This is a genomic window from Lentisalinibacter sediminis (assembly GCF_040706615.1).
GTDB lineage: Bacteria > Pseudomonadota > Gammaproteobacteria > Steroidobacterales > Woeseiaceae > Lentisalinibacter > Lentisalinibacter sediminis.
The window spans coordinates 686,768-708,002 of the sequence record NZ_JAPDRF010000005.1 but is presented as its reverse complement, the minus strand read 5'-3'; the positions used below and the strand labels follow the sequence as shown (position 1 = coordinate 708,002).

22 protein-coding genes are annotated in these 21,235 nt (G+C 68.7%); 12 read left to right on the top strand and 10 right to left on the bottom strand.

The features are described 5' to 3' along the window. Nucleotides 1-10 precede the first annotated feature (10 nt). From acsA to ACJMKX_RS13565, 6 genes are read left to right on the top strand one after another with little or no spacing between them, the layout of a single operon-like run. Entirely contained in the window at nucleotides 11-1,768 is a 1,758-nt protein-coding gene (gene acsA / locus ACJMKX_RS13590) for an acetate--CoA ligase (protein WP_405226372.1), read from the top strand. Continuing rightward, complete coding sequence (pdhA, locus tag ACJMKX_RS13585; protein ID WP_405226369.1) at nucleotides 1,761-2,750, top strand: pyruvate dehydrogenase (acetyl-transferring) E1 component subunit alpha; 990 nt, start codon at nucleotides 1,761-1,763, stop codon at nucleotides 2,748-2,750. Before acsA ends, pdhA begins: the two co-directional genes overlap by 8 nt. A gap of 24 nt (nucleotides 2,751-2,774) precedes the next feature. Further along, nucleotides 2,775-3,764, top strand: a complete 990-nt coding sequence (locus ACJMKX_RS13580; protein ID WP_405226366.1) for an alpha-ketoacid dehydrogenase subunit beta — start codon at nucleotides 2,775-2,777, stop codon at nucleotides 3,762-3,764. Then, on the top strand, nucleotides 3,757-4,932 hold the full coding sequence (locus ACJMKX_RS13575) for a dihydrolipoamide acetyltransferase family protein (RefSeq protein ID WP_405226363.1): 1,176 nt from the start codon (nucleotides 3,757-3,759) through the stop codon (nucleotides 4,930-4,932). The genes ACJMKX_RS13580 and ACJMKX_RS13575 overlap by 8 nt, the downstream gene beginning before the upstream one ends. After that, entirely contained in the window at nucleotides 4,929-5,177 is a 249-nt protein-coding gene (locus ACJMKX_RS13570; RefSeq protein WP_405226360.1) for an acyl carrier protein, read from the top strand. The genes ACJMKX_RS13575 and ACJMKX_RS13570 overlap by 4 nt, the downstream gene beginning before the upstream one ends. A 44-nt stretch (nucleotides 5,178-5,221) precedes the next feature. Beyond that, the gene (locus ACJMKX_RS13565) at nucleotides 5,222-5,659 is read left to right on the top strand and encodes a CBS domain-containing protein (protein WP_405226357.1); all 438 of its coding nucleotides are present in this window, start codon (nucleotides 5,222-5,224) and stop codon (nucleotides 5,657-5,659) included. Nucleotides 5,660-5,674: 15 nt separating this feature from the next. On the opposite strand, the gene ACJMKX_RS13560 is transcribed toward ACJMKX_RS13565, so the two are convergent. From ACJMKX_RS13560 to ACJMKX_RS13550, 3 genes are all read right to left on the bottom strand, one after another. After that, complete coding sequence (locus ACJMKX_RS13560) at nucleotides 5,675-5,869, bottom strand: twin transmembrane helix small protein (RefSeq protein ID WP_405226354.1); 195 nt, start codon at nucleotides 5,867-5,869, stop codon at nucleotides 5,675-5,677. A 79-nt stretch (nucleotides 5,870-5,948) separates the two neighbouring features. Further along, on the bottom strand, nucleotides 5,949-6,653 hold the full coding sequence (locus ACJMKX_RS13555) for an endonuclease/exonuclease/phosphatase family protein (RefSeq protein WP_405226352.1): 705 nt from the start codon (nucleotides 6,651-6,653) through the stop codon (nucleotides 5,949-5,951). Next, nucleotides 6,650-8,869 carry a phospholipase D-like domain-containing protein gene (locus ACJMKX_RS13550; protein ID WP_405226349.1) on the bottom strand — a complete coding sequence of 740 codons (2,220 nt, stop codon included), beginning with the start codon at nucleotides 8,867-8,869 and terminating at the stop codon, nucleotides 6,650-6,652. Before ACJMKX_RS13550 ends, ACJMKX_RS13555 begins: the two co-directional genes overlap by 4 nt. Before the next feature lie 181 nt (nucleotides 8,870-9,050). Between ACJMKX_RS13550 and ACJMKX_RS13545 the strand changes: the two genes are divergently transcribed. Then, on the top strand, nucleotides 9,051-9,488 hold the full coding sequence (locus tag ACJMKX_RS13545; RefSeq protein ID WP_405226346.1) for a DUF4149 domain-containing protein: 438 nt from the start codon (nucleotides 9,051-9,053) through the stop codon (nucleotides 9,486-9,488). Nucleotides 9,489-9,531: 43 nt separating this feature from the next. Next, nucleotides 9,532-10,089, top strand: coding sequence for a glutathione peroxidase (locus tag ACJMKX_RS13540; protein WP_405226343.1), 558 nt, complete (start codon nucleotides 9,532-9,534; stop codon nucleotides 10,087-10,089). Between the two features lie 19 nt (nucleotides 10,090-10,108). Here the strand turns inward: ACJMKX_RS13540 and ACJMKX_RS13535 are convergent, their stop codons facing one another. The 7 genes from ACJMKX_RS13535 to nqrA are packed head-to-tail and all read right to left on the bottom strand — an operon-like array spanning nucleotide 10,109 to nucleotide 16,297. Further along, entirely contained in the window at nucleotides 10,109-10,513 is a 405-nt protein-coding gene (locus ACJMKX_RS13535; protein WP_405226340.1) for a CBS domain-containing protein, read from the bottom strand. A 14-nt stretch (nucleotides 10,514-10,527) separates the two neighbouring features. Continuing rightward, the gene (nqrF, locus tag ACJMKX_RS13530; RefSeq protein WP_405226337.1) at nucleotides 10,528-11,757 is read right to left on the bottom strand and encodes an NADH:ubiquinone reductase (Na(+)-transporting) subunit F; all 1,230 of its coding nucleotides are present in this window, start codon (nucleotides 11,755-11,757) and stop codon (nucleotides 10,528-10,530) included. Continuing rightward, entirely contained in the window at nucleotides 11,757-12,365 is a 609-nt protein-coding gene (gene nqrE / locus ACJMKX_RS13525) for an NADH:ubiquinone reductase (Na(+)-transporting) subunit E (RefSeq protein ID WP_405226334.1), read from the bottom strand. The genes nqrF and nqrE overlap by 1 nt, the downstream gene beginning before the upstream one ends. Continuing rightward, nucleotides 12,365-13,021, bottom strand: coding sequence for an NADH:ubiquinone reductase (Na(+)-transporting) subunit D (locus ACJMKX_RS13520; protein WP_405226332.1), 657 nt, complete (start codon nucleotides 13,019-13,021; stop codon nucleotides 12,365-12,367). The genes nqrE and ACJMKX_RS13520 overlap by 1 nt, the downstream gene beginning before the upstream one ends. After that, the gene (locus tag ACJMKX_RS13515) at nucleotides 13,018-13,809 is read right to left on the bottom strand and encodes a Na(+)-translocating NADH-quinone reductase subunit C (protein ID WP_405226329.1); all 792 of its coding nucleotides are present in this window, start codon (nucleotides 13,807-13,809) and stop codon (nucleotides 13,018-13,020) included. The genes ACJMKX_RS13520 and ACJMKX_RS13515 overlap by 4 nt, the downstream gene beginning before the upstream one ends. Beyond that, nucleotides 13,806-14,951 carry an RnfABCDGE type electron transport complex subunit D gene (locus tag ACJMKX_RS13510; protein ID WP_405226326.1) on the bottom strand — a complete coding sequence of 382 codons (1,146 nt, stop codon included), beginning with the start codon at nucleotides 14,949-14,951 and terminating at the stop codon, nucleotides 13,806-13,808. Before ACJMKX_RS13510 ends, ACJMKX_RS13515 begins: the two co-directional genes overlap by 4 nt. Further along, nucleotides 14,951-16,297 (bottom strand): NADH:ubiquinone reductase (Na(+)-transporting) subunit A, encoded by a 1,347-nt coding sequence (gene nqrA / locus ACJMKX_RS13505; RefSeq protein ID WP_405226323.1) that lies wholly within the window; start codon nucleotides 16,295-16,297, stop codon nucleotides 14,951-14,953. The genes ACJMKX_RS13510 and nqrA overlap by 1 nt, the downstream gene beginning before the upstream one ends. Before the next feature lie 198 nt (nucleotides 16,298-16,495). On the opposite strand from nqrA, the gene ACJMKX_RS13500 reads away from it, so the two are divergent. Genes ACJMKX_RS13500 through ACJMKX_RS13485 form a run of 4 tightly spaced genes read left to right on the top strand, consistent with a single transcriptional unit; the run spans nucleotide 16,496 to nucleotide 21,215 of the window. After that, nucleotides 16,496-17,125: a 4Fe-4S dicluster domain-containing protein gene (locus ACJMKX_RS13500; RefSeq protein ID WP_405226320.1), complete on the top strand. Its 630-nt coding sequence runs from the start codon at nucleotides 16,496-16,498 to the stop codon at nucleotides 17,123-17,125. Then, complete coding sequence (gene cooS / locus ACJMKX_RS13495) at nucleotides 17,112-19,025, top strand: anaerobic carbon-monoxide dehydrogenase catalytic subunit (protein ID WP_405226317.1); 1,914 nt, start codon at nucleotides 17,112-17,114, stop codon at nucleotides 19,023-19,025. Before ACJMKX_RS13500 ends, cooS begins: the two co-directional genes overlap by 14 nt. 10 nt (nucleotides 19,026-19,035) lie before the next feature. Continuing rightward, on the top strand, nucleotides 19,036-19,986 hold the full coding sequence (locus ACJMKX_RS13490) for an ATP-binding protein (protein ID WP_405226314.1): 951 nt from the start codon (nucleotides 19,036-19,038) through the stop codon (nucleotides 19,984-19,986). Then, nucleotides 19,974-21,215 (top strand): NAD(P)/FAD-dependent oxidoreductase, encoded by a 1,242-nt coding sequence (locus ACJMKX_RS13485; protein WP_405226311.1) that lies wholly within the window; start codon nucleotides 19,974-19,976, stop codon nucleotides 21,213-21,215. Before ACJMKX_RS13490 ends, ACJMKX_RS13485 begins: the two co-directional genes overlap by 13 nt. Nucleotides 21,216-21,235: the final 20 nt, after the last annotated feature.

Here is a 21,235-nt window from a genome sequence, read left to right as displayed (position 1 = left end):
GAGATGACGCATGCCCTGGCCCGTCATCCACAAGCGGCTCGAAGGGCGGCAGCCACCGCCGATCGTCACGGACTACGATGCAGAGCGGCACGCTTTCTCCTGGTGCGAGGCCTGTGACGCGTTGCACGGCCTGCCCGGCGGCGGGGTCAACATCGCCTACGAGTGTCTGGACCGGCACGTGCTGGAAGGGCACGGCGAGCGGACGGCACTGCGCTTCGTCGGCCGGGACTGGCAGCGCCGGGACTACAGCTACCGCGATCTCCGCGACCTGAGTCACCGCTTCGCAGCGGGACTGGACGCCCTCGGCGTGGCACGCGGCGACGCGGTGTTCTCACTGCTGGGGCGCTGCCCGGAACTCTACGTGACCGTCCTCGGCACCCTGCAGGGCGGGCGCGTGTTCTGTCCGCTGTTCTCGGCCTTCGGCCCGGAGCCGGTGCAGTCGCGGCTCAGCCGCGGCGGCGGCAGAGTGCTGGTCACCACAGAGCGGCTGTACCGGCGCAAGGTCGCGCCCATCCGCGGCGAACTGCCCGGCCTCGCGCACGTCATCCTGATCGACGGCGGCGAGCATCCCCCGGAAGGCACCACGAGCCTCGCCGCATTCATGCCCGCGGCTGCCGCCGACCACCGCACCGAACTCACCGATGCGGACGAGGTGGCCCTGCTGCACTTCACCAGCGGCACCACCGGCCCGCCGAAGGGCGCGCTGCACGTGCACGGCGCCGTGGCCGCGCATCACGTCACGGGCCGCTACGCCCTGGACTTCCATGACGGCGACGTCTACTGGTGCACCGCGGACCCGGGCTGGGTGACCGGCATCTCCTACGGCGTGATCTCGCCGCTCACCAACGGCGTGACCGTCGTCGTGGACGAAGAAGAGCTGGAGCCGGCCCGCTGGTACCGCATCATCGAGGAGGAGAAGGTGGCCGTCTGGTACACGGCACCCACCGCCATCCGCATCCTCATGCGCTACGGCGAAGAGCCGATGGCGGGCCGGGACCTCTCGTCGCTGCGCCATCTCGCTAGCGTGGGCGAGCCCCTCAATCCGGAGGCGGTGGTCTGGAGCCGGCGTGCCTTCGGCACGCCGTTTCACGACAACTGGTGGCAGACGGAGACCGGCGGCATCATGATCGCCAACCTGCCCTCCCTGGACATCCGCCCCGGCTCCATGGGCAAGCCGCTGCCCGGCATCGAAGCCACCATCGTGAGGCGCGACGACGAAGGCAGTGTCACCGTAATTGACGAACCCGACACCGAGGGCGAGCTCGCATTGCGCAAGGGCTGGCCGTCCATGTTCCGCGGCTATCTCGGCCAGCGGGAGCGCTACGAGCGCTGCTTTGCCGACAGCTGGTATCTCAGCGGCGACCTGGCCCGCCAGGATGCCGATGGCTACTTCTGGTTCGTCGGTCGCGGCGACGACGTGATCAAGTCGGCAGGTCATCTCATCAGCCCGTTCGAGGTGGAGAGCGTACTCATGGAACACGATGCCGTGTCCGAGGCAGCGGTCATTGGCGTTCCGGACGAGATCGCCATGGAGGTGGTGAAGGCCTTCGTGCGACTGGCACCGGGCCGCGCGGCCGACGACGCCCTGATGCGCGAACTGCTCGGCTTTGCCCGCAAGCGGCTCGGCGCCGCGGTGGCGCCGCGCGCCATCGACGTGGTGGGCACCGTCCCGAAGACCCGCAGCGGCAAGATCATGCGCCGGTTGCTGAAGGCGCGGGAACTCGGCCTGCCGGAGGGCGACACCTCCACGCTGGAAGCCGATGACTGAGCCGAAGACACAGCCGGAGACACCCGGCCGGCACGAAGCGCTGGCCCTGCTCAGGGAGATGATCCGCATCCGCCGCTTCGAGGAGCGGGCCGCGGAGCTGTACACGCAGATGAAGATCCGCGGTTTCCTGCACCTCTACGACGGCGAGGAGGCCGTAGCGGCGGGCGTGATGCCGAACCTGCGGGCCGAGGACGCCATCGTAGCCACCTATCGGGAACACGGCCACGCCATCGCCCGCGGCATCTCCATGGGCGAGGTGATGGCCGAGCTCTACGGCTGCCGGGAGGGTGTGAGCCGGGGCCGCGGCGGTTCCATGCACCTCTACAGCGCCGACAAACGGTTGTACGGCGGTAACGCCATCGTCGGCGGCGGCCTGCCGCTGGCCGTCGGTCTCGGCCTCGCCGATCGCATGCGCAAGCGCAACTCCATCACCGCGTGCTTCTTCGGCGAGGGCGCGGTGGCCGAAGGCGAATTCCACGAGTCCATGAACCTGGCCGCGCTGTGGAAGCTGCCCGTGCTGTTCGTCTGCGAGAACAACCTCTACGCCATGGGCACGGCACTCGAGCGCTCGGAGTCCGTGCAGGACATCGCCGCCAAGGCCGCCTGCTACGGCGTACCCGCCCGCGCGGTCGACGGTATGGACGTGGAGGCCGTGCTGGCAGCCGCGGGCGAGGCCGCCGCGCTCGTTCGTTCCGGGGCCGGGCCGTCCTTCCTCGAATGCCGGACCTACCGCTTCCGCGCCCACTCGATGTTCGATGCCCAGCTCTACCGGGACAAGGCCGAGGTGGAGCGCTGGCGGGAGCGCTGCCCCATCGCCACCTACACCGCGAGCCTGCATGAGCGCGGACACCTGGACGACGCGACGCTGGAACGCATCAAGCGCGAGGCGGCCGCCGAGGTGGAGGCGGCCGTGGCCTTCGCGGATCAGGGCACCCTGGAGCCGGTGGAGCAGCTGGCCGATCACGTCTACGCGAGCCTCTGAGCCAAAGACAATGGGCGAGAAGCGATGAACGGGACGAGGAAGATCACCTACCGGGAGGCCGTCCGCGAGGCCATACGGGAAGCGCTGATCGCCGACGAGCGGGTCTTCCTCATGGGCGAGGACGTGGGCCGCTACGGCGGCTGCTACGCGGTGAGCAAGGGACTGCTGGAGGAATTCGGCGAGGAGCGCATCCGCGACACGCCGCTGTCGGAGTCGGCGTTCGTCGGCGCGGGCATCGGTGCCGCGCTCGGCGGCATGCGGCCCATCGTCGAGATCATGACCGTGAACTTCAGCCTGCTGGCGCTGGACCAGATCATGAACAACGCCGCGACCATACGGCACATGTCCGGCGGCCAGTTCGAGATACCGCTGGTGATCCGCATGGCCACCGGGGCCGGCCGCCAGCTCGCCGCCCAGCATTCCCACAGCCTGGAGGGCTGGTACGCCCACATCCCCGGCCTGCGCACCGTCACCCCGGCCACGCTGGAGGATGCGCGCGGCATGCTGGCCACCGCACTGGCGTGCCCGGATCCGGTGCTGATCTTCGAGAACGCCAATCTCTACCACCGGGAAGGCGAGCTGGCGGCGGACGCGGGAGCTACGGACATCGACCGGGCAGCGTTGCGCCGTGAAGGCGACAGCATCACGCTCATCACCTACGGCGGCAGCCTGCACAAGACCCTGGAGGCGGCGGACACGCTGGCGGGCGAGGGCATCGAGGCGACGGTGATCGACCTGCGCACCCTGCGGCCGCTGGACGACGAGACCATAATGACGGCCGTGCGGCGCACCCGCCGGGCGGTCATCGTCGACGAGGGCTGGCGCAGCGGCAGCCTGGCCGCCGAGGTGGGCACGCGGATCATGGAGCAGGCATTTTTCGAACTGGATGCGCCTGTCGCGCGGGTCTGCTCCGCGGAGGCCCCGATCCCCTATCCGAAACACCTGGAGGATGCCGCCATCCCCCAGCCGGAAAAGATCGTCGCAGCAGCACGGAGGTTGATGGGCAATGGGTAAGTTTCGGATGCCGTCGCTCGGCGCGGACATGGAGAAAGGCACGCTGGTCTCCTGGGAGGTGTCGGCCGGCGATCCCATCGGGCGCGGCGACGTCATCGCTGTGGTGGAGACCGACAAGGGTGCCATCGACGTCGAGTCCCACGAGACCGGAACCGTGCGGGAGTTCCTGGTGGAGCCCGGGACGGAGACCGCCGTCGGCACGCCTCTGGCGGTCATCGACGTGGCGGGTGAAGAGCCGGGCGAACCCGGCGACTCGGGCGAACCGGTCACCGGGCCGCGGGTAACGCCGTCCGCACCCTCGGCCGAAGTGGGCGCGGCCTCCTCTTCGGGCGCCGACGAGGTGCATCGGCGTGTACCCGTCTCCCCGGCTGCGCGCCGGCGCGCCGGAGAACTGGGCATCGACCCGACCACGGTCCATGGCACCGGCGTGCAGGACAGCGTGACGGTGGAGGACGTCGAGCAGGCAGCGGGCGCATCGCCGGCCGGCGATGAGGAAGAGGGCCCCGAACCCATGCGGCGCGCCATCGCGAGCGCCATGAGCCGGGCCAACCGGGAGATTCCCCATTACTACCTCGGCAGCACCATCGACTTCGAGGCTGCGGCGCAGTGGCTGGACGAATACAACCGGGACCGGCCGCCGGACCGACAACTGATCGCACCGGCCCTGCTGCTGAAGGCGGTCGCCGTCTCGGTGCTGGCAGTACCGGAGCTGAACGGACGCTGGAAAGCCGGCGAGTTCCGCCCGGCCGCATCGGTGGACCTCGGCGTCGCCATCGCACTGCGCCACGGCGGCGGCCTGGTGGCGCCTGCCATCGCAGCCGCGGAGACCCTGCCGCTCGGCGAGCTCATGCGCCATTTCCGCGAGCTCGTGATGCGGGCTCGCACCGGGCGGCTGCGCAGCTCCGAGATCACCGCCGGCACCCTCACCGTCACGAGCCTCGGGGACCGGGCCGTCGACTGGGTCTACCCGATTATCCAGCCGCCCCAGGCAGCCATGGTAGGCTTCGGTCAGCTGACGAAGCGCCCCCGGATCGACGGCGACGCCGTGGTGGCACGCCGGACCATCACCGCGACGCTGGCGGGCGATCACCGCGTCAGCGACGGCCGCCGGGGCGCATTATTCCTGGAGAAGCTGGCCGAATGCCTGCAGTCACCGGAGCAGCTATGAACGAGCAGGAACTCAGCAGAACCGTTCTGGAGGTGCTGACCGGCATCGCACCGGAGGCGGCCGAGGTGGAACTGGACCCGCTGGTGAGCTTCCGCGATCAGCTCGACTTCGACTCCATGGATTTCCTGAACTTCGCCATCGGCCTGCACGAGACCCTGGGCGTGGACATCCCGCCCCGTGACTATCCGCGGCTGGCCACGCTCGCCAGCGCCGTCAAGTACCTGCAGACGCGTGTGGGCGAATAGCCGCCCCGCCCGATATACTCTGCCCGGCAAACCAGGAGCCCCGCATGGTCCCTTTCCTTTCCCTGTGTGCACGCGACGTCATGAGCCCGGACCCGGTCACCGTCGACCCTTCGCTCACCCTCGCCGAACTGCGTGAGCGCTTCGAGGAGACCCACTTCGGCTCGTTCCCCGTGGTGGCCAACGACGTGCTCGTGGGCATGGTCAGCGAGTTCGACCTGCTGGAGGCCTGCCTGCTGCGGCCGACCTCCATGATCCCCCACTTCGACGAAATCCTGGCCATGCCGGTGAGCGCCGTCATGACGAAGAACTGCGTGAGCGTCGCCCCGGACGAGCCGCTCAGTCACGTGCTGGAGAAGATGGTACCCCGGCGGTTGAAGGCCGTGCCGGTGGTGGACGGCGACCGGGTCGTCGGCATTGTCGCGCGCACCGATCTGCTCGTCGGACTCCACGAGCGGGTGAAGGAGTCCGGCGACAAGGCCTGAGGACCCGGCGCGGGGTCAGGCGTTCATCAACAGCAACGCCGCGAGGAGCAGCACGACGGCCAGTCCCTGCAGGCCCACTCGCTCCCACATGAATTTTTCGGCGTGAGTGTCGTCGTATTCGCCGCCGCGACCCATCGAGCGCAGTCCCAGCACCAGCGTAACGACCACGGCGAATAGCGCGACGAACACGATCAGGTTCACAAGACTCATCGACCCCTCCTGCGTCTGCGGAATGGTCGCATCCAGATTAGAAGCGAGCCGGCCGGGAGGCAATGGCGGCAACTACGGATCAGACTGCCGGTATCTTCAGGTCCGCGACCAGCGGCAGGTGATCGGAGGCCTGCCGCGACACCGGCGACCTGAAGGCACGCACGCGGGCGACGACGTCCCGAGGGGTCACGTAGAAGCGATCCAGGGCGAAGACCGGGGCAGCGGCCGGGAAGGTGCGTGGCCACGGCGCCCGGCCGAGGCTCCGGGTGAGCAACCGGCTCGCTGCGGCCCCCGGCCGCCACTCGTTGATGTCACCGGCGAGCACCCGGATGTCCGCATCGTCGCGATCCACTGCCGACAACAGACGGCGGACCTGCCGCTGGCGCTCCCTCGCGCTCAGGCCGAGATGGGTGACGAAGATCCTGAGGGTGCGCCCGCCGACGAAGAAGTCCGCCTCGATGGCGCCGCGCGGCTCCCGGGAGCCGACGGAGAGGTCGTGCAACCGGTGGGCGACGGCGGCCTCCCGCGCGAGCAGCAGGTTGCCGTAACGGGCATCGCCGCGGTACAGCGTGGCCCCGCGATGGGCGTGCATGCCGAGTCGCCCGGCCAGATAGTCGGTGACGGTCGTATCCCGGTAGGGCCGGTCCTCCACCTCCTGCAGGGCGACGAAGTCGGCATCCACGTCTTCGAGCACCGCCGCGATGCGATCGGGCGCGAAGCGCCGGTCGCGGCCGACGCAGGCATGCACGTTATAGCTGACCATACGGATCGACCGATCCGTCATCGCTTCCTGCGTTGCTGCAGCACCCGCAGGGCGATCAGCGTAATGCCGGCGGCGGCGATGACTGCGAGTACCCAGGGCTCGAACACAGGCTCGCCGGCCAGCGCCGCGCGGGCCCGGTCGACACTGAAGCAGATGAGCACCGTGCCCGGGCCCATGCCGAGTATGGTGCCGAGCAGGAAGTCCCTCAGCTTCACCCGGGAGGCACCTGCCAGCAGGTTGATCACCGTGAACGGCGCGATGGGGATGAGCCGCAGGCCGGCCAGGGACCAGGGATCGGAGGACCGTCCGAGCGCCTTCATCCGCACGGTGACCGCACGGGGCGCACGGCCCTCCACCGCCCGGCCGAGACGCCGGCCGATGGCGTGGTTCACCACGGTGGCCGCGAGCGTACCGGCGATGGCCGACACCGACGCCACCCATGGGCCGAACAGCAGCGCGCAGAGGGCGATCATGCCGGTGACGGGCGCCACCACGAGACTGCCGGCGATGAAAGCGGGGATCACCGCCAGTGGCGCCAGCGGATGTGCCGCGCTCTCGCGCAGCGTGGCGAGCAGCGCCATCGGGTCGAAGTCGGCGCCGGCGGTCCGCGCCTGCCAGATGGCCAGGCCGCCGACGAGGAGTATCAGGACCGCCAGGAAACCCCAGCCCACCGAGGGATGGGTGAGCACCTGCAGATAACGCCGCCGCGCCGTGCCGGGTTCCGGTTCGGCCTCCTCGTCCGCATCGGCCCCGCCGGTGCCGGCGTCATGGGCGCCCGATCCCGTCATGCCCCCGATCAGCTCGTCCCAGGCCTGCTCCACGGGCCGCTCCAGATCGGCGATCCGGGCGATGGGCTCCAGCATGCCATCGATATCGCTGCCGTCGCTGGCCAGCCGCTCCAGCCGGCGTGGCCCGCCGCCCAGCCGGTCCAGCGTGGCGATCAGACCGTGCTCCGCGATGCCGGCAGCCACCTCGCGCACGTCCGCCCCCAGGTGCTCGGCGAGCAGGTCAGCGCGCAGGCCGGCGGCCGCCTCGGCGTCCTCGATCACCAGGTCGCATTCGCTGTCGAGCCCCATGGAGCGGCGGCTGAGGTTGGCGGAACCGATGCGTGCCCAGCGCTCGTCCAACACCATCACCTTGCCGTGGACGTTGATGCAGGTATCGCCCAGCTCGTCGGAGACCGGCGAGACGATACGCAGGCGACCGTGCCCGTCGTTCTCCCGCAGGCGCTGGAGCGCCTGGTTGCGCAGCACGTCCATGGTGGCCTGCTCGAGCCAGCCGGAGGTCTCCCCCGGCAGGACGATGACGATTTCCGGCCCGTCGGACTCCGCCAGCCGATCGCACAGGGCGCGCGTGACCGTGTCCGAGGTGTAGTACTGGTTTTCGATGTAGATGGAGGATTCCGCGGCCGCGATCATGTCGAGGAACAGCTGCTCCACTTCCCGGACGAGATCGCTGCCGTCCTTCTCCGCCCAGGTGCGTGCCAGGGCCACCGGAGCATCGCTCGCCCGCACCGGGACGTCCCGGGGCCACAGCGCCTCCGCGCTATCGACGTCCGGGGCATCCAGCGCCGGCAGCGCATCGCCCGTGGCGTTCTTCCAGCGGAAGGAGGCGAGGTCGCGCAGGTGGCGGGCCGGCTCGCCGGTGACCAGCGCCTGCACGTCGTGGAAAGGCCGGTAGCTGCCGCCGGCCTCGTTGACCCGGCGCGGATCGTCCGGCGCATGCGCCCTCGTGTCCCAGCGGCTCTTGGTGAGGTCGAACCCGCCGGTATAGGCGAGCTGGCCGTCGATGACGATGAACTTCTGGTGCTGGCTCGCGCCGGTGGCGTGCTCGCCGTCCAGCTGGAAATGCAGCCGGTCCTGGTCCTGCCAGCCGAACTGGGCCGCCGGCAGCAGTTCGCGCTCCAGGACGTAGACCATGGCGAAGTCCCAGGACAGCACATAGACCTGCAGCCCGTCCCGGCGCCCCGCCAGGTCCTGCAACGTCTCGGCGAGCGGACTCGGGTAAAGCGGATGGTCCTCGTCGCGGATCAGCTCCAGTCGGCTGTCGATGTCCCAGCCGACGATCAGTATCTCGCGCTCGGCCGCTTCCATGCTCTCACGGACGGCCCGGAAGTAATCCTCGCCGTCGATCAGCCAGCCGAAGCGTTCGGCACGAGCGGCACGCCAGACGTTCTCGCCGGGGGCGAAAAGGCTCCCGGCGTCGCTCTCGTCGACGCGATCATCTCCCTCGGTCATCCGACAACTATAGCGCAGAGCCGGGGGCGCCGGGCCGGACCGGACAGACCCGGTAAGCGCCGAGCAGCTTGACCATGCGGTGCCGCCGGCGCTGGTGCAACGTCGCCGTCTAACCTCGCGCGCTTGCCTGACAGCGGGGCACCACTGTGTAATCCGGGCAGCCACGGAGGGAAGCAAACCTATGACAGAAACAGCCGTATCTCTTGCCAATCTCGCGGTGGCCGTGCTGGTGGGGGCCATCGTCTTCCACTCGGCGGTCGTCGCACCAACCGTGTTCCGGCAGCTGGACGAGGTGTCCGCGCGGCGCTTCCTGCGCACGATCTTTCCCCGCTTCTACTGGCTGGGACTGTGCTGCGGGGTCATTGCTACGGTCGCCCTCAGCGTTGCCGCTTTCGGGACGGGATCGGTCTTTATCCAGGCCTGCCTGGCTGCGGCGATCCTCATCATTATCCTGGAGGTGGCCTCGCTGCGGCTGACACCGCTCATCAACGCCGCGCGCGACGCCGGCGAGGCTCAGCACGCGCGCTTCGCCAGACTGCACCGGCTGAGCGTGCTCCTGACCCTGGTCGCGCTCGTCCTCGGCACCGGCATCCTGCTGGCGCTGCCCGCATCCATCTGAAATGATCAGCCGAATAATCGGTTCCATGCCACGGAGAGAGACCATGCGTGCACTGCTGACCCCCGTATTCTTCCTGCTGGCCGCTTTCGCCGCGCCGGCACTGGCCTGCGACGGCTCCCTGCTGAACCAGGACTTCCGCCGGCTCGCCGCCGACGAGTCGGTGAACCTCTGCGAGGCCTACCAGGGCAAGGTCGTCCTGGTCGTGAACACGGCATCGAAATGCGGCAATACGCCCCAGTACGAGGGCCTGGAAGGGCTCTACGAGGAATTCGGAGGAGAGGGCCTGGTGGTGCTGGGTTTCCCTTCGAACGACTTCATGGGCCAGGAACCCGGCACGGAGGAGGAGATCCAGGAGTTCTGCCGCTCCACCTACGGTGTGAAATTCCCGATGTTCGAGAAGATTACGGTGCGCGAGGAGAACGCCCATCCCTTCTACCGCGCGCTGGCGGCGGAGGCAGGCACCTATCCCCAGTGGAACTTCCACAAGTACCTGATTGGCCGCGACGGCAAGCTGATCGCCGAGTTCAGCCCGCGCACGAAGCCCTATGACGAGAGCGTGGTATCGGCGCTGGAATCCGCGCTGGCCGAGCCGGCGAGCTGAAACGCGCTGGCGGTGCCGGTCAGTACTGGCCCATCTGGTTCTTCAGCGCCCGAAGCACATCGCGCCAGGCGATGATGCCGATCAGCCGGCCGCTGCGATCCACCACCGGATAGCGGCGGTAGGGCGACTCCAGGAAGTGCTCCGCCAGTGACATGATGCTGTCGCGCGGGCGGACGGTTTCCACATTCCTGTGCATGTATTCCTCGACGCGACCGCCCGGCTCGCCGTGGTAGGCGCCGTGCAGCGCTACCTTCATGAAATCACCCTCGGTGAGGATGCCGACGAGCCGGCCGCTGCGGTCCGTGACCGGCGCGCCAGCGACGTCGTTGTCCACGAAAATCGCCAGTGCCCGCAGAATCTCCATGTCCGGGCGCAGCGTGAGGACATTCCGGGTCATGTAGTCCTGTACCTTCATCGTCTCCATCGCATTCCCCCTCCTCAGCGACCGGAGCCGAAGTCGTCCAGGAAGATGCTCTCTCGATCGACACCCAGCTCGTCGAGCATCTGAATGACGGCCGCGGTCATGACCGGTGGTCCGCAGAGATAATATTCCAGCTCCTCGGGAGCCGGGTGCTCATTCAGGTACTGCTCATAGACGACCCGATGCACGAAGCCGACCGGACCGTCCCAGTCGTCTTCGGGCAGCGGATCGGAGAGCGCCACCTGCCAGTCGAAATTGTCGTGTTCGGCCGCGAGGCGGTCGAAGTCGTCCTTGTAGCAGAGCTCCCGCAGGCTGCGCGCGCCGTACCAGAAGCGGATCCTGCGGCCGCTCGCCCGGTTCAGGAGCTGGTCGAAGATGATCGAGCGCATCGGCGCCATGCCCGCGCCGCCGCCGATCAGCACCATCTCGCGGTCGGACTCGTTGGCACGGAACTCGCCGAATGGGCCGGACAGCACCACCTCGTCGCCGGCCGCCAGGCTGAAAATCCAGGACGATGCCTTGCCCGGCGGCGTGCCCTCCGGCGCATCCGGGGGCGGCACGGCTATGCGTACTACCAGCATGGCGATGTCGTCCTCGCCCGGATGGTTGGCCAGCGAATAGGCGCGGGTCGTGGTCGAATCCGCATGTGACTCGAGCTGCAGCAGGCCATAGCGCTCCCAGTCGGCGCGGTATTGCTCCGGGATGTCGAAGTCGGCGAATTTCACATCGTAGGGCGGTGCCTCCAGGACGATATAGCCGCCGGCCTCGAAATCGAGCCGTTCCCCGTCCGGCATGGCGAACACCATCTCCTTCAGGAACGTGCCCACGTGGCGTGCCGAGCGCACCGTACTGGTCCAGCGCTTTACGCCGAACAGCTGATCCGGCACCCGTACGCTCATGTCGCCGCGTACCTTGACCTGACAGGCCAGCCGGTAGCCTTCCTCCGCCTCGTGCCGGTCGATGTGGTTCTGCTCGGTCGGCAGCAGGTCGCCGCCGCCCTCCAGCACCTTCAGCTTGCACTGGCCGCAGGTACCGCGCCCGCCGCAAGCCGCCGGCAGATAGAGGCCGTTGTTGCCCAGATCGGTCAGCAGATGGGTGCCGACCGGCACCTCGATGGTCCGCTGTCCGTTGATAGTGATCTCCGCACTGCCCCCTGGCGCCAGCCACCGGCGGGCCAGCAGGACGATGTACATCATCGTCATCACCAGCAGGGTGAAGGTCACGACGCTGAGCAGCACGCTCCCCATCAGAACGCGAGCCCCGAGAGTCCGGCGAATCCCAGCGAGAGCAGGCCGGTGACCACGAAAGCGAGACCGAGTCCCTGCAGGCCCTCCGGTATGTCGCTGTAGTGCAGGCGTTCGCGGATGGCGGCGAACAGGATGATGGCCACGGCCCAGCCGACGCCGGCACCGGCACCGTAGGCCGTGCTCTCGGCCAGGCCGTACTCGCGCTCCACCATGAACAGCGACGCGCCAAGCACCGCGCAGTTGACGGTGAGCAGCGGCAGGAAGATGCCGAGTGCCTGATGGAGCGCCGGCACGAAGCGGTCCAGCGTCATTTCCAGGATCTGGATGAGCGCCGCGATCACGCCGATGAAGCTGATCAGCCTGAGATGGGTGAGATCGGTGTCGGGCATACCCAGCCAGGCGAGCGCGCCCGGCTTCAGCAGGTTGTCGAAGATCAGGTGGTTGATCGGCACGGTGATGGTCTGAACCACGACGACGGCGATGCCGAGGCCGACCGCCGTGCTGACGCGCTTGGACACCGCCAGGAAAGTGCACATGCCGAGCAGGAAGGCCAGCGCCAGGTTATCGACGAAGACCGCGCTCAGGAAGATGCCGGCGAGCTCACTCATCAGTCGCCCTCCTGGAATTTGGAGGGAGGCGCCGACATGACCGTATGCTCGCGCTGCATCGGCCGCACGACCCGTATCCACCAGACGATGGCCGCGATGAGGAAGAAGGCGCTCGGAGGCAGCAGCATGAGCTCGTTCGGCAGGTACCAGCCGCCTTCTGCGGAGACCGTGATGATCGGGTAGCCGAGCAGCGTGCCGGCGCCCAGCAGTTCCCGCGCCGAGGCGACGGCGATCAGCACCACGCTGTAGCCGAGGCCGTTGCCGATGCCGTCCAGCAGGCTCTGCCACGGGCCGTGGCCCATCGCGAAGGTCTCGGTACGGCCGAGGATGATGCAGTTGGTGATGATGAGGCCCACGAACACGGAGAGTATGCGCGAAACGTCCGGCAGATAGGCGCGCAGGAACTCGTCCACTACGATCACGCCGCTGGCGATGATGGTGACCTCGATGATGATGCGCACCGAATGGGGCATCTGCCGGCGCAGCATGCTCACCGCGACATTGCTGAACGCGAGCACGGCGATCACCGCGGCACTCATGACCAGCGCGGGGAACAGCGTCCGGGTGACGGCCAGTGCCGAGCAGATGCCGAGGATCTGCATGGTGATCGGGTTGTTGTCCACGATGGGATCGACGAGCGTGCGTCCGTCACTCATGATGCGTCTCCCTCTTCGCGCAGGCGCTCGAGCAGCGGCCCGTAGCCGTCGTCGCCCAGCCAGTACTGCAGCAGGCCGGTGACGCCCCGTGCCGTCTTGGTGGCGCCGCTCATGGCGTCGGTCTGGTAGCGGCGGGCCGGATCGTCCTCGGCCAGAGCTTCCCGGGCGATGCCGAGCGCCGGCCGGCCCCGTTCATCGTAGGCCTGCTTGCCGGGCCAGCGGGCCTGCCAGTCCTTCTGTTCCACGAAGTCGCCGATGCCCGGCGTCTCACCGTGTTCGTAGAAGCTCAGCGCGGCGACGGTCTCCAGATCGCTCTCCAGCGCCAGGTAGCCTTTCAGCGTCGACCACATGCCGCGGCCGTAGACCGGCAGCACGATGCGCTCCAGGCTCCCTTCGTCCCGATACACGTACACGGGCATGTAGGGAGCGCGGCGGCCAAGCCGTGCCATGTTCTCGGCACGGGGTATCTCGACGCTCTCCGTCTCCGACTCGGCGGCCGCCTGGTAGTCGTACTCCCGAGGGTCGGCCGCGTCGGTATAAGCGCCGGTGTCGAGGTCCACAAGACGCACTTCGATCGCCTCGAACCGCTCGGCCACCTCGCGGGCGGGCGCGTCCGCGTCGCCCTCGAGCAGCCCTGCAGCCACGAGCACGCGGCGGTCGCGGTCGATGGAGGCGTAACGCTCCTGGACCGGCCGCAGCCAGGCCACGGCCGCCGACACCATCAGCGAGCACGCAATGGCGATGCTCAGCGTGAATACCGTGGTGTGGGTGATGGTGTTGCGGCTCATGAGGCGAGCCTCCTGCGGTGCCGGCGCATCTGCCAGGCGACCACCGCGTGGTCGATGGCGGGCGCCGCGAGGCTGATCAGCAGCACCGCATAGATGGTGCCTTCCGGATGGCTCGAATTCGCCACCCGAAAGAGTATGGCCGCCGCTCCTATCACGAACCCGTAGGTCCAGCGCCCGGGACGGGTGACCGACGCACCGACCGGATCCGTGGCGATGAAGGCGATCAGGAAGGCGAAGCTGCCGGTGACCAGGTGCCAGCGCCAGGGCAGGTCGAAGGCGGGGTCGTCCGGACCCCAGGTGTTCAGCGCGAGCGTCATCGCGAGACTGCCGACCAGAGCCGCCGCGACGATGCGCCAGGAAACCAGACCGCCGAGCATCAGGAGCACGGCCCCGACTGCGCAGGCGAGCGCCGACGTCGTGCCGAAGGCACCGAGGTCGTGACCGATTGCCACGGCCATGAGACTGTGGCCGGCGGAAGCAAGGGCTTCGGTACCGCCGTCGAGCGCCACGTTGAGCGCGGTCTCAACGTCCGCGACCGCTACCGGGAAGGCGAGCGTCGGTTCGGGCGTGCCGGGATAGGCGAAATGAAGGAAGACCAGCCCCAGCAGCGCCGGACTCACCAGGTAGCGCCCGGTGCCTCCGAACAGCAGTTTGCCGACCACGAACGCGAAGCTCGCACCGACGGCCACCGTTGCGGACGAGGCGCCGGCCGGCAGGAGCAGCACGAGCAGCCACGCCGTATGGAAAATCCCGCAGTCGACGGGCCGCTTCCGCAACCGGGCGAACAGCGTCTCCCAGAGCAGGCCGGCGGCCAGCGCCACGAAAAGCAATGGGACGAAGTAGGCGAGGCCAACGGCGGCGGGCAGTGCGCCCTGCGGCACAGCGGCGATGAATGCAGCCCGCCACGGCCCGACGGCCGCGGCCAGGTCCGGCCCGGCGGCAGAGACGATCTGCGTGCCCGTGAACCAGAGGCCAACCGCCCAGGCCGGCAGCGTGGCGATCACGATCAGCAGCAGCGCTGCCGGCACCGACATCGCATCCCGCACGTACGGCGCCCGGGTCGTGACGCGGGTAGCCGCCAGCGGCGGTAGCAGTCCGAAACGAGGGCCATACCTCTGCAGCAAAGGCGTCCAGCGGGCCATTATCCGCCGCCCCGCTGCTCGCCGGCCGCGAAGACCCGCCAGGCGTCGGCGTAGTCGTATCGCGCCGGACAGACGGCGCTCAGCAGCGCGAGATCCTCGGCCTCGAGTTCGAGCGCACCGAGCTCGATAGCGCGTTCGGCGTCGCTCGCCACCAGGGAACGCAGCAGCGGGATCACCGGCAGGTCGTAGGGGAAGACGCGCTCGTAGACCTCGAACGGCATCAGACCCGCAGGCCGCCCCACCCGGCGGGTGTCGAGACGGCGCAACCGCTTTGCGAGCAGTTTCGTGACCGGACTGGTCACCGAAAAACCCTCGCCCGCCTCGCCGTTACCCTCGGCCGGCGCGGTCGCCTCCATCAGCGCGCTGACCTGACGGTGATAGCGGCCGAGAAACGGCTGGTCGGTCGACCACTCGCGGCCCGACAGCGGCGAGCCGGAGATGACGCGAGCATCGGCGGCAAGCCCCCGATCCCGCACCAGTGCGTCGAGGCTCGCGCCCAGACGGGTCTCTATCAGGCCCGGCCGGCCCAGCGCCGAGCCGGCAACGGCGATGGTGGTCCCGGTGTCGATGAGCCGGTCGACGAACAGGCGGCCGATGGCGACCACGTCCTGATAACCGATATGCCAGACGGGCCGCGCTTCGGAAGCCGGCGAGAGATGGTGGATGTGGGTGCCGGCGAGGCCGGCCGGGTGCGGCCCGCGGAAGCGGACCTGCTGCAGACCCGCCGCATCGGGCAGATCGATGTAGAACTCGGGCGACGTGCACACGTACAGCGGGCCGCCGTGCAGCTGCGCGAGAACCCGCAGGCCCGCGCGGAACGATTCCGCCCGCGGCTCGATCAGCACGGCGGGCTCCGCAGACAGCGGCTCGGTATCGATGGCGGTGACGAACAGGGCGTGAGGCTCGGCGTCCGGGTCCGGTATGCGGCCGTAGGGCCGGGTGCGGAAGGCGGGCCAGAGACCGTAGCGCAGGAGCGTCTCACGGATGGCCTGCGGGCGCTTCGCCTCGATGGCCCCGCCGGGGACGTCCACGTAGCGGGTGGTCACCGAGTCTTCCAGTTCGATCACCACGGCGAGCAGCACGCGACGACGACCCCGCCGGATCGCGGTCACCCGCCCGTTGCCCGGCGAGCAGAAGCGGATGCTCTCGCGCTTGCGATCCACGAACACCGGCTCGCCGATCGCCACCGTGTCTCCTTCCGACACCGCCAGCGACGGCCGCACACCGGGGAAATCCGTGCCGAGCACCGCGACGCGTCGCACCGCAGGGCCGCGCTCCAGCCGATCACCTGCGGCGCCGGCGATCGGCAGGTCGTAACCCCGTCGTATCCTTATTTCTCTTGGCACGCCTGACATTATCCAGATTCTATGGGGGACTCACCGGCGATCGATACGCAGCTTCCACGATCGCGCCTCTACCCCGCCCTTTAGGTACATCCCAGAATTGTCACAGCGGCCGGATGCGGCGACGATTCCCAATGACACGTAGGAGGGGCTTCAGCCCCGATCTTACAGACAATCCGGGATACCCGGGGGAGGCGTCGCATGAAGACGGTCTTCATCAACCCCGAGCGGTGTATCGGTTGTCGGCAATGTGAGTTCGCATGTGCCGTGGCGCACTCGAGAAGCCACGATCCGGCCACAGCCATAGGCGAACAGCCCGCACCCCATACCCGCATCCACGTACTGCCCGGCCCTGCATTCAACACTTCCTTCCCGTCGCGCTGCCGGCACTGTGATCCGGCGCCCTGCGTGGGCGTCTGCCCGACCGGCGCCATGGGCCGCGACGAGGCCGAGGGAGTGGTGCTTGTCGATCCGGAGCGCTGCATCACCTGCGCCATGTGCGCCATGGTCTGCCCCTTCGATGCCGTGGACTTCCACGTGCAGGGCAACGGGGCGCCGGCGCGGCTCGTCGCCACCAAGTGCGACGGCTGCATAGACCGGGTGAGGGAGGGCAGGCAGCCGGCCTGCGTCGAGGCCTGCAAGGTCGGCGCACTGGTCTACGGCGAACTGAACGATCTGATCGCGGCGGGCCGCGCCACGCAGGCGAGCGCGATGCTCTCCGCCGCCGCTTCCGCCGGGACCCTGCCTGCGCCCGCCGGCGTGACCGGCTGGCGTGCCTGGGGCCGGGAGGCGGCACACGTAAACCGGGAGGTGGGTCATGGCCGCTCATGACAATGTGAAGCAATTCAGCATCAACAACGACGCGCTCGCCATGATCGCCAGGGCGCGGGAAGAAGGCATCGAGACCGTATGGGACCGGCTCGCCGCCCAGCAACCCCAGTGCGGCTATTGCGCCATGGGCGTGAGCTGCCGCAACTGCTCCATGGGTCCCTGCCGGGTGGACCCGTTCGGCGACGGTCCGCAGAAAGGCGTCTGCGGCGCGGATGCCGACATCATCGTGGCCCGCAACCTCGGTCGCACCATCGCCGCCGGGGCATCGGCCCACTCCGACCACGGCCGCGACATCCTCGAAGTGTTCGCCGAGCTGGCGAAAGGCGAGAGCTCCGGTTACGAGCTGCGCGACGAGACCAAGCTCCGCAGCCTGGCCGGGGAATGGGGCATCGAGGCGGACGACCGTCCGCTCGACGAGGTGGCCCGGGATCTTGCCGCTGCCATGATGGAGGAGTACGGCACGGCGAAGGGACATCTCAGCTTCGCCGATCGGGTGCCCGAGGCCCGCAGCGAGCTGTGGAAGAAGCTCGGCATCGCTCCCCGCGGCATCGACCGCGAGAACGTGGAGATGCTGCACCGCACCCACATGGGCGTGGACAACGATTACGTGAATACGCTCCTGCACGGCTTGCGCACCAGCCTGTCCGACGGCTGGGGCGGCTCGATGGTGGCCACGGAACTCTCGGACGTGATGTTCGGCACACCGAAACCGACTGCCTCGCGCATCAATCTCGGCACGCTGAAGGAAGAGTGCGTGAACATTGCCCTGCACGGCCACAACCCGGTGCTCTCCGACGTGATCCTGCAGGCGGCCGACGACCCCGAACTGGTCGCGCTGGCGAAGGAGAAAGGCGCCGCGGGCATCAACCTGGTCGGCCTGTGCTGCACCGGTAACGAGCTGCAGATGCGCAAGGGCATCCCGATGGCGGGCAACCACCTGATGCAGGAACTGGTGCTGCTCACCGGCGCGCTCGACGCGATGGTGGTGGACTACCAGTGCATCATGCCGTCGGTCACCGACGTGGCGAAGTGCTTCCACACGGAGGTCATCTCCACCGCGGACAAGGCGAAGTTCACCGGCGCCACCCACATCTCGTTCGATCCGAAGCGCGGTCTCGAGATCGCGAAGGAGATCATCGGCCGCGGCATCGAGGCCTACGGTAATCGTAACCCGGAACGGGTACGTATCCCGGAGGGCACGGTGGAGATGATGGCCGGCTTCTCGGTGGAAGCGATCCTGGGCGCGCTCGGCGGTACGCCGGAGCCCCTGGTCGAGGCCATCAAGGACGGGCGCATCCGCGGCGCCGCGGCGGTGGTGGGCTGCAACAACCCGAAGATCAAACAGGATCACGGTCACGTGACGCTGGCCAAGCGGCTGATCGAGAATGACATCCTGGTGCTGGTCACCGGCTGCTCCGCCGTTGCCAACGGCAAGGCGGGCCAGATGATGCCGGAGGCGGCCGAGATGGCCGGGCCGGGTCTGAAGGCCGTCTGCCAGGCGCTCGGCATCCCGCCGGTGCTGCACATGGGTTCCTGCGTGGACAACACGCGGGTGCTCGCGCTGGCGGCCGCGTTGGGCAACTACCTGGGCGTGGACATCGCGCAGCTGCCGCTGGCCGGTGCGGCGCCGGAGTGGTACTCCGAGAAGGCCGTGTCCATCGGCGCCTACGTGGTGGCGAGCGGCATCTACACGGTGCTCGGCGTGCAGCCGGCGATCTTCGGCAGCCCGAACGTCGTGAACCTGCTGGCCGACGGCCTGGAGGACGTGGTCGGGGCGAAGTTCGCCGTCGAGGCGGACCCCGAAGAAGCGGCGCTGCTGATCCGCCGGCACATCGAGCATAAGCGGGCCGGGCTCGGCCTGCCGCATCTCGAGGATGCCGAGATCGGCGCCGCGGCCTGAGGGGGCAGCCATGTGCGAGATATGCGGACACGCGCATGCCCTTTCGGACGGCCACTCTCATAGCCACTCTCATGGCCATGAGCACGGCCACCCGCAGCTGCCGGCGAACGCGAAGGCCGAGGACTTCCGTGTCGTGGTGACGGGCAAGGGCGGCGTGGGCAAGACCAGCCTCACCGCCCTGCTCGCGCTGCGCCTGGCGCACCGCGGCATGCGCGTCCTCTCGCTGGACGCGGATCCCCAGGTGAACCTGCCCTGGGCACTGGGCCTGCCCGCGGAGGAAGCGCTGTCTCTGACGCCGCTGTCCGAGAACGCAGACTACGTGGAGGAGACCACCGGTGCGCGCCCCGGCGATGGCTGGGGCCTTTTCTTCCGCCTGAACCCGAAGGTGGACGACGTGGTGGACCGATACGGCACGGTGACGCCGGACGGGATACGGCTGCTGGTAATGGGCAACACGGTGCAGCCTGCCGCGGGCTGCCTGTGCCCGGAGAATGCGCTGCTGGCCGCCGTGGTGAACGCGATCGGACTTCGCGCGGGCGAGGCCATCCTGATGGACACCCAGGCCGGCTTCGAGCACTTCGGCCGCGCGCTCGCGCGGGGCTTCCGCCACGCGGTGGTGGTGGCCGATCCCACCTTCAACGGCGTGCAGGCCGCCCTGCACGCGGCCCGACTGGCCCGCGAACTGGACATCGGCGCGGTCCACCTTGTGGTGAACGGCGTGCGCGACGACGACGAATACCGATGCACGCTGGAGCGGATCGACGAGGCGGGTGGATTCGACTTCGCGAGCAGCCACCGGCTGCCGTGGGACGAGACATTGCGGCGCTCCGAACCCCGCGTGGCGCCGGCGCTGGACGAGGCAACCGAGCCCGCGCTCGCCGCGGCCGTGGACGGCCTGCTGCAGGCGCTGGTCAGTGACGAGCCGACGACGAGACGAGGACTGGCAACATGCGCATCCTGATACTGGGTGCCGGACCGGCCGGCATTTCCGTGGCGGAGAACCTCCGTGACATCCAGGACCTCGCAGGCTCCGCGCCGGAGATAGCGATGGTCTCGGCGGAACCCTTCCCGCCCTACTCGCCGCCTGCCATGGCGGACCACTTGCTGACCGGTGACGAGTCGCGGCTGTACTGGAAGGGAAGCGATGTCTGCGAGCGGCTGGAGGTCGAATACCACCCGCGCAGCATCGTGACCGGGATCGACGCGGAGGCTCATCGCGTCAGCCTCGCCGAGGGCGGACCGCTCGCCTACGACCGGCTGGTGATCGCCACCGGCAGCCGACTGCATGCCCCCGTCGAGGGCGCGACGATGCCGGGCGTCTACAACTTCAAGTCGCTGTCGGCGGCGCGGGAGCTGGTCGAACACGCCCGCCGTGGCGAGGTTCAGAAGGCGGCCATCGTCGGCGCCGGATTCATCGGCGTGGAAGTGGCGCTGGTGCTGGCCGACCTCGGACTGGAGGTCACACTGGTTGAGCAGGCCGAGGGGGTGATGCCGCGGATGCTGGACGAGGAGACGGCGCAGATCGTACGCCGGGCGCTGGTCGCGCGCGGCGTCCGCGTCCTTACCGATACCGAGGCGAGCGCCTTCGCCGGCAACAGCCGCGCGCGGGCGGTGGTGCTGGCCAGCGGCGACGTGATCACCGCGGACGCCTGCATCGCGGCAACCGGCGTGAAGCCGAACACCGACTACGTCGACGGCGTTGGCTTCGACGTGGGCTGGGGCGTGCGGGTGGACGATCGGCTGTACACCGGCGTCGCCGACGTCTGGGCCGCCGGGGACTGCGCGGAGACGCGTGACCGGATGACCGGAGAGCGGTTCGTGCACGCGATCTTCCCGAACGCGATCAATCAGGGGCGCGTGGTGGCCGAGCAGCTCATGGGTTTAGAGACCCTGTACGAAGGTGCCGAGACCATGAACAGCCTGAGGCACCTGGGCGTGCCGGTGATGGCCGTGGGCGAGCTCACCGGCGACGGGGAAGCCGTGCTCTCGACGGCGGACTCGGTGCGCCGCATCGTGCTGCGCGACGGCTGCATCGTCGGCTTCAGGCTCGCAGGAGATATCCGGGGCGCCGGCGTCTATCGTTCCCTCATGCTGCGCCGCATCGACGTCGGCGCCTACGGAGAGGGGCTGGCCGACCCGGCCTTCATCGCCCATCGGCTGGCCGACCCCTTCCTCCAAACCGCCGCCTGAGAAGTAGGTGAGAAGTAGGT

Bases quoted from the DNA above. Each gene is read 5' to 3' on its own strand.
- ACJMKX_RS13515 (WP_405226329.1), bottom strand. From the start codon at position 13,809: ATGAGCCGCAACACCATCACCCACACCACGGTATTCACGCTGAGCATC.
- ACJMKX_RS13545 (WP_405226346.1), top strand. From the start codon at position 9,051: ATGACAGAAACAGCCGTATCTCTTGCCAATCTCGCGGTGGCCGTGCTG.
- nqrF (WP_405226337.1), bottom strand. From the start codon at position 11,757: ATGGGGAGCGTGCTGCTCAGCGTCGTGACCTTCACCCTGCTGGTGATG.
- ACJMKX_RS13550 (WP_405226349.1), bottom strand. From the start codon at position 8,869: ATGACCGAGGGAGATGATCGCGTCGACGAGAGCGACGCCGGGAGCCTT.
- ACJMKX_RS13570 (WP_405226360.1), top strand. From the start codon at position 4,929: ATGAACGAGCAGGAACTCAGCAGAACCGTTCTGGAGGTGCTGACCGGC.
- ACJMKX_RS13540 (WP_405226343.1), top strand. From the start codon at position 9,532: ATGCGTGCACTGCTGACCCCCGTATTCTTCCTGCTGGCCGCTTTCGCC.
- ACJMKX_RS13510 (WP_405226326.1), bottom strand. From the start codon at position 14,951: ATGGCCCGCTGGACGCCTTTGCTGCAGAGGTATGGCCCTCGTTTCGGA.
- ACJMKX_RS13520 (WP_405226332.1), bottom strand. From the start codon at position 13,021: ATGAGTGACGGACGCACGCTCGTCGATCCCATCGTGGACAACAACCCG.
- ACJMKX_RS13535 (WP_405226340.1), bottom strand. From the start codon at position 10,513: ATGGAGACGATGAAGGTACAGGACTACATGACCCGGAATGTCCTCACG.
- nqrE (WP_405226334.1), bottom strand. From the start codon at position 12,365: ATGAGTGAGCTCGCCGGCATCTTCCTGAGCGCGGTCTTCGTCGATAAC.
- ACJMKX_RS13500 (WP_405226320.1), top strand. From the start codon at position 16,496: ATGAAGACGGTCTTCATCAACCCCGAGCGGTGTATCGGTTGTCGGCAA.
- ACJMKX_RS13555 (WP_405226352.1), bottom strand. From the start codon at position 6,653: ATGACGGATCGGTCGATCCGTATGGTCAGCTATAACGTGCATGCCTGC.
- ACJMKX_RS13490 (WP_405226314.1), top strand. From the start codon at position 19,036: ATGTGCGAGATATGCGGACACGCGCATGCCCTTTCGGACGGCCACTCT.
- ACJMKX_RS13575 (WP_405226363.1), top strand. From the start codon at position 3,757: ATGGGTAAGTTTCGGATGCCGTCGCTCGGCGCGGACATGGAGAAAGGC.
- cooS (WP_405226317.1), top strand. From the start codon at position 17,112: ATGGCCGCTCATGACAATGTGAAGCAATTCAGCATCAACAACGACGCG.
- pdhA (WP_405226369.1), top strand. From the start codon at position 1,761: ATGACTGAGCCGAAGACACAGCCGGAGACACCCGGCCGGCACGAAGCG.
- ACJMKX_RS13560 (WP_405226354.1), bottom strand. From the start codon at position 5,869: ATGAGTCTTGTGAACCTGATCGTGTTCGTCGCGCTATTCGCCGTGGTC.
- ACJMKX_RS13580 (WP_405226366.1), top strand. From the start codon at position 2,775: ATGAACGGGACGAGGAAGATCACCTACCGGGAGGCCGTCCGCGAGGCC.
- ACJMKX_RS13485 (WP_405226311.1), top strand. From the start codon at position 19,974: ATGCGCATCCTGATACTGGGTGCCGGACCGGCCGGCATTTCCGTGGCG.
- ACJMKX_RS13565 (WP_405226357.1), top strand. From the start codon at position 5,222: ATGGTCCCTTTCCTTTCCCTGTGTGCACGCGACGTCATGAGCCCGGAC.
- acsA (WP_405226372.1), top strand. From the start codon at position 11: ATGCCCTGGCCCGTCATCCACAAGCGGCTCGAAGGGCGGCAGCCACCG.